Source organism: Alteromonas oceanisediminis (assembly GCF_018474025.1).
GTDB lineage: Bacteria > Pseudomonadota > Gammaproteobacteria > Enterobacterales > Alteromonadaceae > Alteromonas_E > Alteromonas_E oceanisediminis.
In genome coordinates, this window is record NZ_JAHCTA010000006.1 from 33,885 (window position 1) to 50,358 (window position 16,474).

Genomic DNA, 16,474 nt, shown 5'->3' on the forward strand with positions numbered 1-16,474 from the left:
TTTATTCTACAAACCAATGACGTGTGCGATTTGCAAACCATACCAGCGACAGCATGACGGGTACCTCAACCAACACTCCCACGACAGTCGCTAGCGCAGCGCCTGAATGCAGCCCAAACACAGAAATCGCCACGGCAACCGCCAACTCAAAGAAATTTGATGTGCCAATCATACACGCCGGTGCGGCAACGTTATGAGGCAATCTCATTTGTTTTGCCATGAAATAAGCGATGGCGAAGATACCATAGGTTTGAATCAGCAACGGGATAGCAATCAGCACAATTGCCTGAGGCTTAGCTAATATTGTTTCTGACTGAAACCCAAACAGTAAAGCCACGGTTGCTAGTAAGCCGACAATCGACCAAGGCTTCATGTTAGTTAAAAACTGGTTCAGCCGTGAAGGATCACCCCCTGAATCCAGTTTTTTACGGGTTACTGCTCCTGCAACAAGAGGAAGTAGCACATACAATATCACTGACAGAAATAACGTGTCCCAGGGTACGGTAATATCCGTCACACCCAATAGCATTCCAGCAATCGGTGCAAACGCAAAAATCATGATGATGTCGTTGATTGATACCTGTACCAACGTGTAATTGGCATCACCTTTGGTGAGCTGGCTCCAGACAAATACCATAGCCGTACAAGGCGCAACGCCAAGCAAAATCATCCCTGCGATGTATTCAGTTGCCGTTTGCGGGTCAACCCAGTCAGCAAACAACCCTTTAAAGAACAGCCAACCTAGAAACGCCATTGTGAAAGGCTTGATTAACCAGTTGATCACCAATGTGAGAGCTAGACCTTTGGGTTTCTTACCCACGTCTTTTAGCGAGGAAAAATCAATCTGCACCATCATGGGGTAAATCATCAACCAGATAAGTACCGCGATCACTAAATTGACGTGCGCATATTCAATACCGGCAATCACAGCGAACGCATCAGGCACAATACTCCCAAGGGAGATCCCAACGACAATGGCAATTCCCACCCATACCGATAAATAGCGTTCAAATAAACCCATAAATCCGCCTTAAACTTTACGCTGATTGACACGTTGGGTTAGCTGCTCAGCCGACTCAACACGTTCAGAATATCTGTCTACAAAGTAGTCTTTGTTGGTTCTTAGTAATAAAGTGAACTTCATCAGCTCTTCCATCACATCCACAATGCGATTGTAGTAAGAAGAACGCTTCATCCTATTATTGTCGTCAAACTCAAGAAACGCTTTTGCTACGCTGGATTGGTTTGGGATAGTGACCATGCGCATCCAGCGACCAAGAACACGTAACTGGTTAACGACATTGAACGACTGTGAGCCGCCACAAACCTGCATGACAGCAAGCGTTTTCCCCTGCGTAGGGCGCACGGCACCCAGGCTAAGAGGCACCCAATCAATCTGACTTTTAAATGTACTGGTCATTGAGCCGTGACGTTCGGGCGAGCACCACACCTGCCCTTCTGACCACATCATAAGTTCTCTCAACTCTTTTACCTTGGGGTGATTTTCATCGTCCGTATCGGTTTGTGGCATTCCTTCGGGGTTAAACACTTTTGCCTCTGCCCCCATGCGTGACAGCAAACGAGCGCACTCTTCAACCACTAAGCGGCTGAATGAGCGCTTGCGCAAAGAGCCGTATAGCAGAAGGATCCGCGGTGCGTGGTCAGTTTGTGCGCTCTGACACTTATCAAAGGTTGGAATATCAAACTGAGCTTCATCGATATTCGGGAGGGTCACGTCCTGACTCATTGCTTACTGCGCTCCTAATTTAGCGAGTTGGGATTTTAGTTCGGCTGGCGCAAGGTTTTTCTCGGCGAGTGATATTAACTTATTCACCCGCTCAGTAATTTGGGTGATACATGTTTGGAAGCCTGCAGCTTTTTCTTCCTCTCTCCCTTCGATTTTGGACGGATCAGACAAGGCCCAATGGACTTTAACAGAGTTGCCGAACCATACCGGGCAGGCTTCTCCGGCGACAGCGTCACAAACTGTGACAACCACGTCAGGTTTGAAATCCTCAAACTCATCCCATGATTGACTTTGCAGCCCGTCAACCGAAATGCTGGCCTCTGTTAGATATTGGATAGAAAGCGGATGAACAACGCCGGCCGGCTGACTTCCGGCGCTTCTAGCAACAATTCGGTCGCCAGCAACATGGTTTGTAATGGCTTCCGATAAGATACTTCTGCAACGGTTGTGCGTGCAGATATACAGAATTTTCATATAGGATCCTTATAATCAGCAGGATGAAGCTTGTTGTTTGAAAGCGTTCAAGTTTGCAAGAGAAGCTGCGAAATAGCCGCTGTTGCACTCAGCCGTCTGGCTGATAACCGCTTTGGCCCAATCGGGTAACTGCTTATGAAGTTGGTAATACACCCACTTCCCTCGCCGTTCGTCCTGCAAAATATTACATTTACGCAGCTCAGCTAGATGGCGGGAAACTTTCGGCTGGTCAAGTTCAAGCGCGGCCATCAGGTCACACACGCAAGCCTCATTGAGTTGATTGACTATCAGAACTGACTTTAATCTGGTGTCATCAGACATGCATTTAAAAAACTGTAATGGGTTCATAGTTCATATGTGAAATTAAACATATGTGAACTATGATATATATGAATTTTCACATGTCAAAGGGTTTTAAAGCAGATAACCCTCTCATGTTATGCATCTATTAACACTAATACCAATTCAATGTTTGCGGTCAATTTGAGAACGGACGTGTAATTCGGATCTCGTCTTTTAGCCCCCTATATCACAAGCCGCAATTATGGAATTACGGCGCACGCAATCTTTGGCCCAGAAACTCCGTCTACGTCAGGACCTTCATGAATCATTAGGGAGCGACCTCTCAGTTCTGCGATGGTCAGATCGACACCCTTAACCGTGTCACTAGCTCTACCATCACAGCCAATGGGTAAAGGGGGTAAATCTCCTTTAGGCTTCATCATTTTCATATGCATTGCATGATCGGCAGCGGACATGTTGCCCATATCCATTGCACCCATATCCATCATATGGCCATGGCCGTAGTGGCCCCCCGCTGCATGTCCTGCCATACGTTGCCCATCAACGATAGCCGCTTCGCAGCTCGGCTTCTCATGAAAATGCAATCCATTCAGGCCAGTTGGCAATCCCTCCACATTGGCGTTAACCAGCACGCCATCTGAAATTTCAGTAATTGTGATGTTACCAATCGTGTCAGCAACGCCAAAGGCATTGATTAAACTAACCTTCAACTGCAGCTCGTCTAGCGGCTTGAGAGTCACAAGCTGCTGCCGTAAATGGCTATCAATATGGTCAGGTAAAGTTCCTTTTAGCGCGGCATAAACATATTCAAGGCTCTTAACTGTATCACCCTTGATCCTATATGCTTTTGCCAAATGAGCCAAAACAGCTTCGTCGTTTGGCATAATTTCAAGTGCGCGGTCTAAGTAAATTATCGCGTCATCTATTCGTTGACTTTGGACCAACGCCCAGCCTACGGCATCGAGCACTGCAGGATTTGTTGGGGCGAGGCGTTCACCACGCTGAGCCAGTGCCAAACTTTCTGGGCCCTTTTCATCAATATCAGATCGCACGATGGATGCCATTGCCAATGCGGGTACATCAAAAGGTGCGATGACCACGGCTTGATCAAACGCAGCTTTGGCAATAGCGAGTTCGCTACCCGAATAAGCGGTAAGACCTTTTTCGTAATAAAGTAATGCAGAGTTAGGGTTTGCAGCCAACGCCTCATCAAACAATGGCATTAGGTCTTTGTGATCGGCTGCCGCCATACCAGCAGCATGATTGTGAACTCGGTGATCATGCAAGGCACCAAACAAAGCTAACCAAGCGGCAATATCCTGCGGTGTATTTTTTACTGCCGAACGAAATGATGTAGCTGCCGCATCATTGTCACCAAGGTCAAATTGGATAATGCCTTTGCGGTATAAAGCGGGAGATAAATTAGGTCGTTGTGCTAGCAGTTTATCTAATTCTCGGGTACCGCCCGACACATCGCCGGCGTTAACGAGCGAGTCGATGAGCAAGAGCCTAAGGTCTACCGAATCTGACTCAGTAATTGCATTGTTGATTTTGGAAATGGCGACATTGCCTTTGCCGAGCATTATCATAAGTTCGGCGTAATTTTTCCATTGAATTAATGTCGTTTCGTCGTCGATGGTAAGATAGCGCTCTAACACCCTTTGTGCGTCATCTTTTTGCTGCGCAACCGCTAGAATTTTTGCCTTTTCAAGCAATCGTACGGCTTCAAAACCTTTACTCTGAGCTTTTGCTTTTTCAATGAAGCTCAACGCTTGTTGCGTGTTATTTTTCTGTGATTGCAACCGAGCCTGCCCCATGATGACTGGGAATGATTCAATCGCTGGTGTACTTTTCAAAGGCTGCAAGAACAAGTCCGCTTGCTCAGTGAAGCCAGCGTTCGTTGCCGCTTCAAAGCGACGTGATAGCGCCTCCAACGCAATAGGATCGTCGGTTGCGCTACTATCAACATTTGCTAATAGCTCTACAACTTCAGCGTGTTTCTCTTGGCGACGCAGTAGTTCGGCAAGCTCTAGCAATAATGGCGATGCCGACGTGATGGGTTGCGGCATATTGGCCATCGTCATCCGTAATGCTGTTTCCGCCTGTGATACGTTACCTTGACGCATACCCAGCCAAGCCATGTAGCGTGCCGCCATTCCATTGGGCTTTTCGTCACGCAGCAGCACGCGCGCAAACAGCTGTGCGGCCAAGCTATACTGTTGTTGTGAAATACGAATTAAACCGAGTAAATTTGTCGCTGAATGATAATCAGGGTACTCGCGGAGTATTTTTTCCAGGGTTAATTCAGCTTCTTTGAATTTTTTCTGCTTGATGAGTTCAGTAGCCGCCAGATGAAAGCCGAGTAAATCATTAGGATAACGCTGTATATAATTCGCTAGCGCTGTCGGACCCCGGCTGTCGCCTGCGCTTAAAAGCTGACCGATAAATGCTAATGCTTTTTCGTCACCGACTTGTTGCTTGAGTCCAAGTGGCATCGACAATTCATCGAAATTCATTCCATTAAATGTCATATTTTGCTGCTGTAACATGCGAAACAACTCAGATTCAGACAGGGAATAAAGCTGCTCGGGCGTCTCTGTCACAATCGACGCCTTAGCACTCATCGAGAGCAGCATCAAAATAGACGTCATTGCGGTTAACAACAATCCACCACGAAAATGCGAAATAAGTGTACTAGGCATGTGCTTCTCCTTTGATTGCCCTTAGGGCCTTCCAATCATCTATGCAAGGCTGAAGTAGCGTCAGAATCGAATCTGGAATGTGTTCAATATAGGGTTGACCAAATTGAATACTAGCTTGATCAACGGGTTTTTCCACTTGCGAGTATGACGCTGTTCTTGTTGTAAATGGGGTTGCTATTTCGAAGTTCGTGCGGCGTTTTACCGCTTGCCAGTGTTGATCAGTAAACTGCAAGCAGACATCGGTTAGGCCGCCGCTCTCTGCGACATCTTCGTAGACAAGTTCAATAAACGGATTTTTGAGACGTTGCTTTATTTTATGCCAGTGATTATGAACCCTGACATAGTGTGCAGCGACGCGTTCTATATCGCTGTGCCATGATTGAGTAGGAATAAACTTATTAAGAAAGCAAGAAATTACCGTGTCTAAAGGATGCCGACACATCTTGATGATTGGCGCTTCAGGAAACAACGCGGAGACCAGCGGGAGGCGAGTAATATTAGTCAGGTTCTTATCAATTAGCGGGCCCAGTGTGTCGCCTTTGTCTACTGTGTTTGCATGCATACTAGATTTCTGTGAGGCATGATACCAATGACTCAATTCAGCATGTAATGAGTTTCTCAAGTCGTCAGTAATAGTAGATTGCGACGCGAGCCACCACGGGCAACCAACATGTTTTGCGAAACACTGCTCAGCACGTTCAATAGCAACACATTCATCAGTCTGGATCGTGTCGTAATGGTTAAACAAGAGTTTCTCAAGCAATGTACTACCACAGCGAGGAAAGCCAATAATAAACAACGGTGATAACTCAGTTTCTGAGTCTCGGAGAGGCATGAGCGCTTCATCATCGAATTTTTCAACGGCGGCCAGGTACTCTTCTACCGATTGTGACTGGTGCTGATAGTTGCCCACTGGCCTGACATTGTGCATTTGATTTGCATGTGACAGCGCCTGTTTAATTTGATTTATCGCGCGGTAAACAAGCACGCACTCAGCGTGATAGGTTTCAAGTACGTCGGGTGAAAGTGCACTGAGATTACAGCGTTCTATACAGGCTAACGCGTCTTCATATCGTTGACCCCGTCGAAATAAGCGGGATTGCACGATTAAGCCCAAGGTATCGTCTTCCGATAATGCGGATCCTTTAAACACTGCATCTTGAGCCGCTGACACTTGATTAGTGCGTTCAAGCAAAGACGCTAGTGTGAAGTGAAAAATTGCGTCTTGGCTGAATACCGCTAGCGCTTCCGAGCACCAAAAGATTGCACTTGCTGGACCCTCCGTGTTGTCAGACGCGTGAATTAGGTTGAGCCAATTCACTCGATCATGCGGCTGATGTTGGATCAACAATTTTGCGTATTTAAATCGTAACTCGTCATTGTTGGCAGCATCCGCAATATCAAAAGCCACACGAAGTAGTGCAGGCTGGGCATTTAATGGGTCAATAAATCTACTTGCCAATGCCAATGCGAATGGGTGGTCATCCTTTAACGAAGCGAGTTTCGCTAAGTTAACAACCAGTTGTTGCGGTGTGTAATTCCGCAGAAAAGCCTGTTTTACTAATGCGTAGGCTTGCGGAACATTGCCGCCTTGCCATGCGTGTAAACCCTGTAAATAAGTCAGTCGGTTATTGCCAGTGCATTTACTCTGAAGTGTGGTAATCAGCTTATTTGCAAGGACTGCATTACCTGCTTGCACGGCATTTTGCAGATGATCCAGCGCGTTTTGAACGACGATCTTTTTGGCTACGCCGGTCCACGCTTTGCTGGAGACTTTTAAGCCGCAGCATTGGCTGTAACGCTTTTCGTTGCCACAATGGGTGCAATTCATAATGACTGACGGCGCTTCAATGAAAAAAAGGCAGCACACTGCCACCTTTTTTTACAATACAAGCCACTAATTTACTTTGCTTTACGCTTACGACGAAGACCGGCTAAACCGAGTAAACCCGCGCCGACAATAGCCAATGTGCCAGGCTCGTTCACGGATGGGTTACTATTGGGACGGTTAGCGAGATTGATCGTCACTGTGCCTTGATCGGTTAGTGAACCATCTGATGCGCCAAACGTCGCAATGTAGGTACCTACGCCAAACCCGGTTGAATCCCAATTAAACTGCAGCGTTGCGGGGTTGAAACTGCTACCACTTACCGCACCATTCGTGTCTATAAAGGAAATAAAACTCGTCGTTATTGGGTCTAAATCAGGGTCCGTAACAACTAAGGTTTCATTGATTGTATCACCGACTAACGCATTGATAACCACATCCGTAATTTGCGGTGCTAAGTTACTCGCGGTAGTGACCTTATCGAACAACCAAACGAACTCAATAGAGCTGTCATCGTCTGATGTTATTTTACCGCTAAACGCTTGGTCAGACCCTGTTGAGTTGGTATTTGGATAAGTGCCTATGGAAGCCGCATCTATGTCGATCTGCCCAGATGCATCGATGCTGAAACCGGTCGCTTGACGCGACAAGCCTCTAGAGAGGAACGAGTCATCGTAAACTAAACCACTGCCAATGGCGTCTAAGTTGTCTGAATAAGCGACGCCATCGACAACTTGCTGTTGGATGTTTTCCAAATCGAACTGTATTGGGGTATTGGCTGTCTGCCCATCCCAAAATATCGTCGAGGTAGTACCGTAACCGCCACCAGCGTTAGGAACGCCACCAACCCAACTAGTACCACTCCATGAGATAGTATATAAACCAGCGCCTGGCAATTGTGCGCTGAAAACTTCATTGATCTCAGCACGACGCGTATCTGATACATCTTGTGCGATAGAAATGTCCGTAATGGTTCCTACGCCACCATCGACAGAAAGACTGCCTATACCACTGTGCGGAAACTGGCCTGCCGACGTTCCATCCTGACGACGCCAGAACGATTTTGCGGAAACAGTCAACACGCCGGAGGCATCAACGCTTGGCACTATTGCCGCGCCGCGAAAGTGCGTTGCATTTGCGGTTGATGCAGTCAAGGCTGAAACTACCGCCGTGGCTACCAGTAAACTTTTTTTATTGGTTAATTTTAAGTCCATCTTTAAATCCTTACACTGTAGTTTTGTGTTAGCTACACTTACGGCGGTAGCAAAATGAATCAAAGATCATTTTTTGACCAGCAAGCGTAAATTGTGCCAAAATCTATCAGTATGATTTTTAAGGATTTATATTTTTTCGCTTATAAGTGTGTAAAAAAAGCTGACACAAACATGTGTATTATCACATATCTAAATATCCTGAAGATTAAGATAGGCTTAATGCTTTGCTTCAACCAAGCAAAATAGTCCTATATTAGTGAGCAAACCACTTTTGGCCTGACGATACTCTCCTTTTCTCTAATTGTTGTGGACACTGTTGCTGCGGCAGTCGTATTTCATAAAATCACGGAACGCTCTGTGTGCGCGTGAATTACTTGGTCGATTTCTTGTCGTAAAGACAGTGATGCCCAGTTTTCAACTACGTCCAGAAATGTGTTCATGCCTTTTTCCTTGCCGTTTCTAATTCTATTTCGATATTCTATCCAAAAAGTAAAAATATCTCTTTCACGATCATTTCCGAGAGTTTCGTCTATCGCTTTGTGTATAGCTAAACCGCATTTATAGTGGAGATCTGAGCGACCGACACTAACTGCATTAAAGAGTGTCGTTGACTCCAACCCCTTGCTACATTCGTTGATGTACCTGTTTACTTTCTGAGAAGAATATTTTTCTATTTCTGGATAAATCGCTGTTAGTGCTTTCAACGCTAACCACTCGGCGTTTCCTTCGTGAATCCACAGAGCCGAACTAGTACCGAACAAGCTTGTTCCATCACTTTCTTGATACAAATGTGCTACTTCATGAGCAAAAAACCAGATTATGTCATACACGAAATTCGGATCATTAATCCGCTCTTGAAAATTATTTAGGTTCCAGTGGATAAAGATTTGATTTGGTAAAGTGCCGCCTTGAGACGAACTACCCTTCACATTCGCATAAGAGGCAAACAGCATCGGTTTCGTTCCAGAAATTTTGCCTAGCTTATTTTCAAAAAAATTCATCAAACGAGGAATTTCTGTTCGTAATAAATCCTGTATTACATCTGGTAGTTTGCGATCAATAACGGTAACTACATTGGATGTTTCAATTGGCTCTTGCAAACCAATGTAAATATTTTGACCACTGTTGCCATCCAACCAGGTTGCACTGGAGGATAAGATATCACCATTTACAATTATCAAGTCTTCAGGTGGCACCTCAACGGTGATCTTCCAGAGGTCTACATCCTCACCGCACTCAGAATCGCACGCGAACAAGCGACCAGTGTATACTAGAGTTCCCCCGTCTGAATATGGGGAAAACGGCGCATAGTCGTTGACGAGATGCTTGTAGGTTGGAGTTAAATGGACACTCGCGTTAGAAAATGAACGACCATTTTTCTTTTGTAAATACTCCTTGTTATTGTTTACTACAATTTCAAATTGTTCATCTACAGGTTTCCACCTTGTCATACGGGAATCATCGGGATTCCTTGCGAACCCTAACCTGAACACAGGGATATCTAATGAATATGAAAGTAACCACGAGTTGTCCGCCCGCTTTTGCAGAGTCGTTTCTACCGGTGACATTCTTGCATTCACCGCTCCGATACTACCAGTTAACAAAATTAAGATTAGAATGTATTTCAAAACAATCCCCTTTTAAAAATTACTTTGAACTGTTCACAAACGATCTTTGTTGAATGTGAAAACTCAAATCCGAATGACTTTGCCTCGTTTTGAAAGTATCGCCAGTGAGATTTTCGCCACCACTGGAGTGTTCCATCACCCTCACCCTCTATCATGGCAAATTCTTCACTTACATTGGCAAACGTCTGAATATCAATGTTAGTTGTTTCAATGATAGCTATCGGGTTACTGTGCCAGTCAGTTACAATGCTTAGGCTGCCTACATTTGGCAGCGGCTTTGAGAAGTAAATATAACTATCCAAAAGGCTGGCTGTTCCTCTTTTTCGACCCGCCAGAGCCATCGCCGCCCACTTCATCGCGTCTTCTTCATTGTCGTCAAAATGAAACCATTCATAGAAACGAGTCGTAAACGATTCATCTTGTCCAGTCTTGGTGCTTAAAAAATCCTGCCAAAAATCCAATACGGCTTGAGGTGCGTCGGTTAAATATTTCATGTTCTTGCAAACTTGGTAAACCTAAAGCGTAAACGTAAAGTGTGATGATTTTACGACACGAGAACTGGACTTTATCTGTATTGACGCGGTGTACTTTTGCCGTGCAGATCATTCTTATCACCGGTTTCGACAAACTGCTTCAAAGCCTGTAAAAGGTTTTTCCAGACTATATTTTTCATCGATTTATAGAGTTCTAAACTTTTAATACCACTTTGATACACCTCAACGGCTGTACCCGATTGTGTCTCTGATAGGGCGTGTGCGCTCTCAAGACTTCATATCCTGTAACAAGAACCGCCGACTCAAAAGTAGTAACGCGTTCCAATTTGGTACTGTTGTTCAGTCAGTTTGCTAGGAAGTTCGTTATACGTTCTCGACCATCGATCGCTGTGGATAACTGAGTATTCAGCTAACAGAAAGACATTTCGATTTATTTTGTAACGATATGAAATTGATAATGCACGCCCTTGCTCATCGTTATTATCACCTACAATTTCATCCAAATCTTCGACCTTAAATTTCTCCAACCTGATCGCAACTTGATGCTGGTCCCACCATCTTCTTGCCAGTAAAAAATGATTGGAGAATTTGTTGTCAACCAGATCTAAATTTTTTGGCGATGTCATTGTCGTTTGGCCCTGCATGAACTGAGCTAGAATTTCCCATTGCTCGCTTATTCGAAATTTAATAGCTGAGTGTAGAAAAGCGGTATCCCATGTGTATTGGCCATTTTTAACGATGCCGCGTTCCGCATTATTGTCATAGACACCCAATGTTACAGACAACCTTCGCCGATAGCTCCAGTCACCACTGATATGCCCCCCCCACCTATTATCCAATTCAATGAACGGGTCGGAAAGTTCAGCTTGAAATGCGAGTTCCCGATCACGAGCAGAAAACTGTTGAATGGGCAGTTTTTGATGAATCAAAGACTGTTGATTTCCAACTGTCCAACCATGCCACGCTAACATCGCTCCGGCGGTATCATTATTCTGAAAAATGTCGATACTCAACGCAAAGTTGTGTTCTGACTGGTGAAATTTTCCTAATTTCTCAACGCTGATATTGAAACCAGTATTGCGTAACTCCTCTCCCACCCAATTGTTTATTCCACTTGAAGTGAGAGTGTAGGGCGTTGACCACGCTATTGAGACATTCTCGATACTGATTTTCGGATAATACAAACCCATTTTTGCTGTTACACGAATACCATTCACACTTGGCACCCACTTATACTGGGCGTATGCTTCAGACACTCCAATTTGACCTAATCCGTTTTCGGTGGATGCATTTGCGACAACATTGGCCGACCATTGAGACGTGAAGTCAATCGCGTAGTGAACACCCAGTTGCTCCAATGAGAAATTCAATCCTTCAGGATGATTAAACTTTCCATACCCCCCAGAAATATAGCTTTTACCGCTGTTAACTACTGAAGATAACCTGACATCAATGATTCCTTTTATAGACTGCTCTGTACCATTTGCGCTTAACGCCAGTGACAACAATCCAAAGCTTATTACGTATTTGTGCATAGTGCTTTACAACCGGCTAGGCGCATAAGGAGAGCCATCCAACCAAGTAGATATTTCATCGTGGGGCAAAGGTTTACTAATAAAATAGCCTTGAGCAAAGTCGCACTTAGCATCCGTCAGCCATTGAAGAGTGGCTTGGTCTTCGACGCCTTCGGCAACAACTGAAAGCCGCAAATTGCGAGCCAGTTCCAATGTAGAGTTGACGATAATTTTGTCGCTCTCATCGCTTGCAAGACGTTGCACAAAAGAACGATCTATTTTTAATTCCTGTACAGGAAGAAGCTTAAGCTGGCCCAGAGATGAATACCCGGTCCCATAGTCATCAATTGAAATAGTAAATCCTGATTCACGAAGGCGGGTCAGTTGTTGTATCGCAATGTCGGGTTTTTCTACAATAGCTTCTTCGGTAATTTCCAATGAAATGACTGAATCTGGCAGGTTGTGTTTTAATTTTAAATCTAATAGATAATCACAGTAAGTTACGTCAAGAATGTTTTCGGGTGAAATATTAATCGCAATGTTAAGAACGATTCCTTCAGTTACCCACTCCTCATACTGCGATATCGCTCTGGCTGTCACCCAGCGCGTTAGCGCAGCCATTTGCCCGGTTTTTTCTGCGATGTTAATAAACGAATCGGGTGGAATTAACCCTTTCTCAGGACTCTCCCATCGGACAAGCGCCTCTGCCCCAAATATTCGCATGGATTTCAAATCTAACTTTGGCTGGTAGAACAGAACAAGCTCGTTATTGTCAATGGCCTTTTTCAAATGGCTCATTAGATACAATCGTTCTAAAGCGTTTGCGTCAAAACTTGGATCGTAGATTTGAAAATGTTTTTTATGCTTCTTTGCGTAATGCATGGCAACGTTTGCTTTTTGCAACAATTCGATAAAATTTGTGCGAAGAGTTAAACTCGCTATCGCTAAGCCAGCAACGAATTGTAGGTGTAACGTCACTCCATTGAATTGACAGTGCTCGTTCAGTTCGGCTAAAAGCGAGCTGATTATTGGTTCAATGTTGTTCGTTCTGACAATTAACACAAAGTTTTCTCCTCCTAAATGAAACTTGGAGTCAGAAAATGTGCTTACGGAAATTCGGTTTGCTACGTGTTGAATCACTTTATCGGCAATGTCATAACCAAGTGTGTCTGCAATCTCATCGGCGTTTAAAAAGCACAGCTGAATGACGACAAAATCATCATGCGTTTTTTCAAGAATTTCAATTTCGTCAATCAATGCATTTCGATTTGGTAAATGCGTCAGAGGATCATGAAATGCTTGAAATTTTATTGTTTCCTCACGTAAAACGATAGCTTTAGTCATTGTATTAAAGTCGTTTGAAAGCTTTTCTAACTCGTCACTACTTTGAACAACGACATTTTCGCAATAATTGCCTTCCGTAACGTTTCTCACTTGAACAATCAGCTTACGGATTGGGCTTGTAATTGATTTTGAAATAAACAGTGCGCCAAATACAGACAGTGTCAGCGTAAGCGAAATGACCAGAAACAATCGTTGCCACTGATTTCCAACGGAGGCCAATACATCAGCTTTAGACGCAAAAAGTAAAGCCGTGACCGGGAGATCATCAATTTCACCTATCGTTACTTGGCGGTGGATAAAATTGGAATTAGTGCCAAACACTAACGATTTGTAGAATGGACTATTTGATGGGTAACGCTCGCTAAGTGAACTAGAGGTTATCGTGAGTGTATCGCCCCGCTCCGAAATAAACGCGACCTCTACACCAGTTAAGTGTGCGAGCTCATTTGCTAGACTTTTATCAATTAAGTAACCAAACCCCAACCAACCTATTGTGCGAGCGCCATTCTGAATGGGTGATAATCCGACTTGATAAAGCGTTTCGTTCAGTGAAATTAATTGAGAACCACTGCCTGACAGTTCAAGATTTGCCTGAACTGCTTCTCGCTCACTAACCTTTCCTACTCTCACTTTTTTTTGCTGGTTTTTATCATCATATGTCATTAGCTGTGCGATAACATTGCCATCTTGGTCTATTGCTAACGCTAAATCACCTTGTATTCTTTCTCGATGATTATTGAGTGCAACTAAAACGCTCCTGATATCTTCGTTAAGGACAGTCTTCAAACCGTAATCCTTTGCAACGGTTTCTGCGAAAGCCGACAAATAATAATGGCGATTACGGAATTGTGTTTGAGACACATCTTCAGCGTTGGCGATCCGATTGCTTAGATGTGTATTTTCTAACTCTTGGCTAGCAAGGTAAGTCGAATAGAAAGATACCCCCTGGACTACAAACAAAAGAATGATGAATAGAATGAGAATCTTTGTTTCTAGACTGCGAATCTTCATTATTGGCATATCGACTAATAATCTTCTAAGAACTCAAACTCACTAGAATTCGATTGTTGTGAAGCGGGCTTTATCTTTTGAGGTAATTGAAAAATTAAAGAAGCCAACTTATTGTCTAAAATGATTGTTTTCGACAAGCGATTGCCGGTCACCTCGAGTTGAGGATGCCAGACAAATGCCGTGTACGTGCCGCTTGCTGGCAAATCGAAATTGACCTTGCCATCAACATCGGTTTTTCCAAAGAACGGCGTATCTACGACTAACGCAAATCCACTCATCCAGTCGTGAATGTTACATCCCATGGCAACTTCTTCCGGATGCTGAAGAGGCTGAGTAACATATTGCTCGCCACCTCTCAGCTTAAACTCAAAACGGTTGTTGCCAGCCACTGAGTAGACGTGATGGGTAATGTCATCCGTGTTTTCAAACCTGATCGACTGCCCTTTTTGAAGTACATTGACAAACGGAAAAAATGATTTGTTTTTCTGTTCAACCAATTCCTGTGTAACATTAGATTCAATTCCTTCATGCTTGCTATGCGTTACCATATAGACAACCATATCTGGAACAGGCAGCCCATCAGGATCGATGACGACCGTCTCAAAAGGTTGTGCTGCTAATGTAGTGCAAAAACTGTATATGGTCAGAAGATAGGCCAATCTTGTTAACTTGGTTTGAAGATTCATATTCGTTACGCTCAAACACGCGGCTATGTTATCTAATGTACTAAACGAAAAGTCACAGAAAAAACTGCAACTTTTTTGCGCCAGTCTTTCAACCCGCTGAGGCAAACTTATTAAACCTGTTAAGACCATACACTTGTCAACAGTCTGATCCATGTCACAGATATCAACTGACTTTCGTTAAAGAAATAAAGAATAATATCCGAGCAGTTATGGTAAACCTCCAACAGAGACACATCCCTTTAAACCAAGGTTTTACGCTAGTAGAACTTATCGCAACGATTGTTCTGATTGGCATTTTATCGAGTGTCGCTTTGCCAAAGTTCATAAATTTCAGTAGCGACGCAAAAGTCGCAACTTTACAAGGGATCAAAGGTGCGCTTTCGACAGCGGTCACAAATGTGCAAGCAGTTTCCATGCTGCAAGGGCAGTTTAATGTGAGAAAGACTGGCCCTAATGGAGGAGTTGTTGACATCAATGGAAATGCATTGACTGTCTACAACAATGGTGTTCCTCGAGAACTGTGGCTTAATGGATTTGAACACCTATTAGATATTGATGTAGAGCACATTGGCAGTGGGACTGGCTCGCAACAGGTTGTATGTTCTCGTCAGCCGATATGTGTCATTGATTTCTTACGGATGGATAGAGTTTTCGAAGGTAAATATGGCGCGTATGGCATCTTTTTCTTTCCAAAGGGAACCTCGTTATCAGACAGGTGCTTTGCCTATTACGGCTTTAAGCTCGACTCTGACGGCGTGTTTGAGTACATGGAAATAGACGTAGTAGAAAGCGGTTGTTGATCCACTAATACGACAACCTAATTTTGCTTTTTCGCAGGTCGCTCCATAAAGGTAACCAGCGGACATGTGCCATGTTGGGTGCCACCAACCACATGGAAACCATGCAGCCTGTAAAAAGGAATCGTTCGAGGGTTGGGCGTCTCCAAATATGCAGGAAGGGCGTCCTTGTCGACTATTTCAAGGCATCGCTTTAACAGTTCTGAACCGTATCCAGAACCTTGAGCATTTGCGTCAGTGCCCAACCATGGAAGGTACCAATGATCACATTTCGGGTGAGCCTCATCCATGTCCTCTAGAACTTTCACCAAGTCAGCTTGCTTGTGTTCAGCGACGGTCTCGATTAACACCCTTTCGAGCTCCTGTTCATCAGGTACGGCACCGGGGGGAAGCCAAAGAGCACTGGCCTTTTCAGTAGCATGTAATGCGACCGTCCCCCGCTCAAACGCGGGCCCTGCAAACGCGCGTAGAAAGCGAGGGAAATGTTTTAAATAGTCTTCAGGTTGCGGATACATCCAGCGAATGACAGGATCAAGGATAAATGCCGACACAAGTGGAGATAAATAGGTGCCGGTATGTTCTTCGCCGACACTCTCTTGCAATGTCCAATTTTGAATCTTTAGGGATTTAGTATGCTTGCTTTCCATGTTGGACTGCCCTGTAAATATGGATGCGATTAAAATCTTATGCGTCGAGAAGCGCTTGCAAAATTCACGTCTGGAGAGTTTCTCA

General features: G+C 44.3%; 14 protein-coding genes and 1 pseudogene. 2 read left to right on the forward strand and 13 right to left on the reverse strand.

Translation table 11 applies throughout. The annotated features are described in order from the left end of the window. Position 1: 1 nt before the first annotated feature. From arsB to KIU71_RS11565, 12 genes are all read right to left on the reverse strand, one after another. The gene (gene arsB / locus KIU71_RS11510; protein ID WP_214131438.1) at positions 2-1,021 is read right to left on the reverse strand and encodes an ACR3 family arsenite efflux transporter; all 1,020 of its coding nucleotides are present in this window, start codon (positions 1,019-1,021) and stop codon (positions 2-4) included. A 9-nt stretch (positions 1,022-1,030) separates the two neighbouring features. Beyond that, positions 1,031-1,747, reverse strand: coding sequence for an arsenical resistance protein ArsH (gene arsH, locus KIU71_RS11515; protein WP_214131439.1), 717 nt, complete (start codon positions 1,745-1,747; stop codon positions 1,031-1,033). A 3-nt stretch (positions 1,748-1,750) separates the two neighbouring features. Beyond that, positions 1,751-2,221, reverse strand: coding sequence for an arsenate reductase ArsC (locus tag KIU71_RS11520; RefSeq protein ID WP_214131440.1), 471 nt, complete (start codon positions 2,219-2,221; stop codon positions 1,751-1,753). A 15-nt stretch (positions 2,222-2,236) separates the two neighbouring features. After that, positions 2,237-2,569, reverse strand: a complete 333-nt coding sequence (locus KIU71_RS11525; RefSeq protein WP_214131441.1) for a metalloregulator ArsR/SmtB family transcription factor — start codon at positions 2,567-2,569, stop codon at positions 2,237-2,239. Between the two features lie 194 nt (positions 2,570-2,763). Then, a complete protein-coding gene (locus tag KIU71_RS11530; RefSeq protein WP_214131442.1) occupies positions 2,764-5,226 on the reverse strand; it encodes a tetratricopeptide repeat protein in 2,463 nt (820 codons plus the stop codon). Then, positions 5,219-7,057: a tetratricopeptide repeat-containing sulfotransferase family protein gene (locus KIU71_RS11535; protein ID WP_214131443.1), complete on the reverse strand. Its 1,839-nt coding sequence runs from the start codon at positions 7,055-7,057 to the stop codon at positions 5,219-5,221. The genes KIU71_RS11530 and KIU71_RS11535 overlap by 8 nt, the downstream gene beginning before the upstream one ends. 71 nt (positions 7,058-7,128) lie before the next feature. Continuing rightward, positions 7,129-8,268: a PEP-CTERM sorting domain-containing protein gene (locus KIU71_RS11540; protein ID WP_214131444.1), complete on the reverse strand. Its 1,140-nt coding sequence runs from the start codon at positions 8,266-8,268 to the stop codon at positions 7,129-7,131. A gap of 335 nt (positions 8,269-8,603) precedes the next feature. Then, positions 8,604-9,896 (reverse strand): hypothetical protein, encoded by a 1,293-nt coding sequence (locus KIU71_RS11545; RefSeq protein WP_214131445.1) that lies wholly within the window; start codon positions 9,894-9,896, stop codon positions 8,604-8,606. After that, positions 9,893-10,390, reverse strand: a complete 498-nt coding sequence (locus KIU71_RS11550; protein ID WP_214131446.1) for an ASCH domain-containing protein — start codon at positions 10,388-10,390, stop codon at positions 9,893-9,895. Before KIU71_RS11550 ends, KIU71_RS11545 begins: the two co-directional genes overlap by 4 nt. Positions 10,391-10,692: 302 nt before the next feature. Then, a complete protein-coding gene (locus tag KIU71_RS11555; RefSeq protein ID WP_214131447.1) occupies positions 10,693-11,925 on the reverse strand; it encodes a hypothetical protein in 1,233 nt (410 codons plus the stop codon). 6 nt (positions 11,926-11,931) lie between these two features. Continuing rightward, the gene (locus KIU71_RS11560) at positions 11,932-14,268 is read right to left on the reverse strand and encodes an EAL domain-containing protein (protein WP_214131448.1); all 2,337 of its coding nucleotides are present in this window, start codon (positions 14,266-14,268) and stop codon (positions 11,932-11,934) included. 5 nt (positions 14,269-14,273) lie between these two features. After that, positions 14,274-14,945: a hypothetical protein gene (locus KIU71_RS11565; RefSeq protein ID WP_214131449.1), complete on the reverse strand. Its 672-nt coding sequence runs from the start codon at positions 14,943-14,945 to the stop codon at positions 14,274-14,276. Between the two features lie 209 nt (positions 14,946-15,154). On the opposite strand from KIU71_RS11565, the pseudogene KIU71_RS18115 reads away from it, so the two are divergent. Continuing rightward, positions 15,155-15,253, forward strand: a pseudogene (locus KIU71_RS18115) (prepilin-type N-terminal cleavage/methylation domain-containing protein); the annotation flags it as partial. Positions 15,254-15,256: 3 nt separating this feature from the next. After that, on the forward strand, positions 15,257-15,745 hold the full coding sequence (locus tag KIU71_RS11570; RefSeq protein ID WP_250207465.1) for a hypothetical protein: 489 nt from the start codon (positions 15,257-15,259) through the stop codon (positions 15,743-15,745). Positions 15,746-15,762: 17 nt separating this feature from the next. Here the strand turns inward: KIU71_RS11570 and KIU71_RS11575 are convergent, their stop codons facing one another. After that, positions 15,763-16,389 carry a GNAT family N-acetyltransferase gene (locus KIU71_RS11575; RefSeq protein ID WP_214131451.1) on the reverse strand — a complete coding sequence of 209 codons (627 nt, stop codon included), beginning with the start codon at positions 16,387-16,389 and terminating at the stop codon, positions 15,763-15,765. Positions 16,390-16,474: the final 85 nt, after the last annotated feature.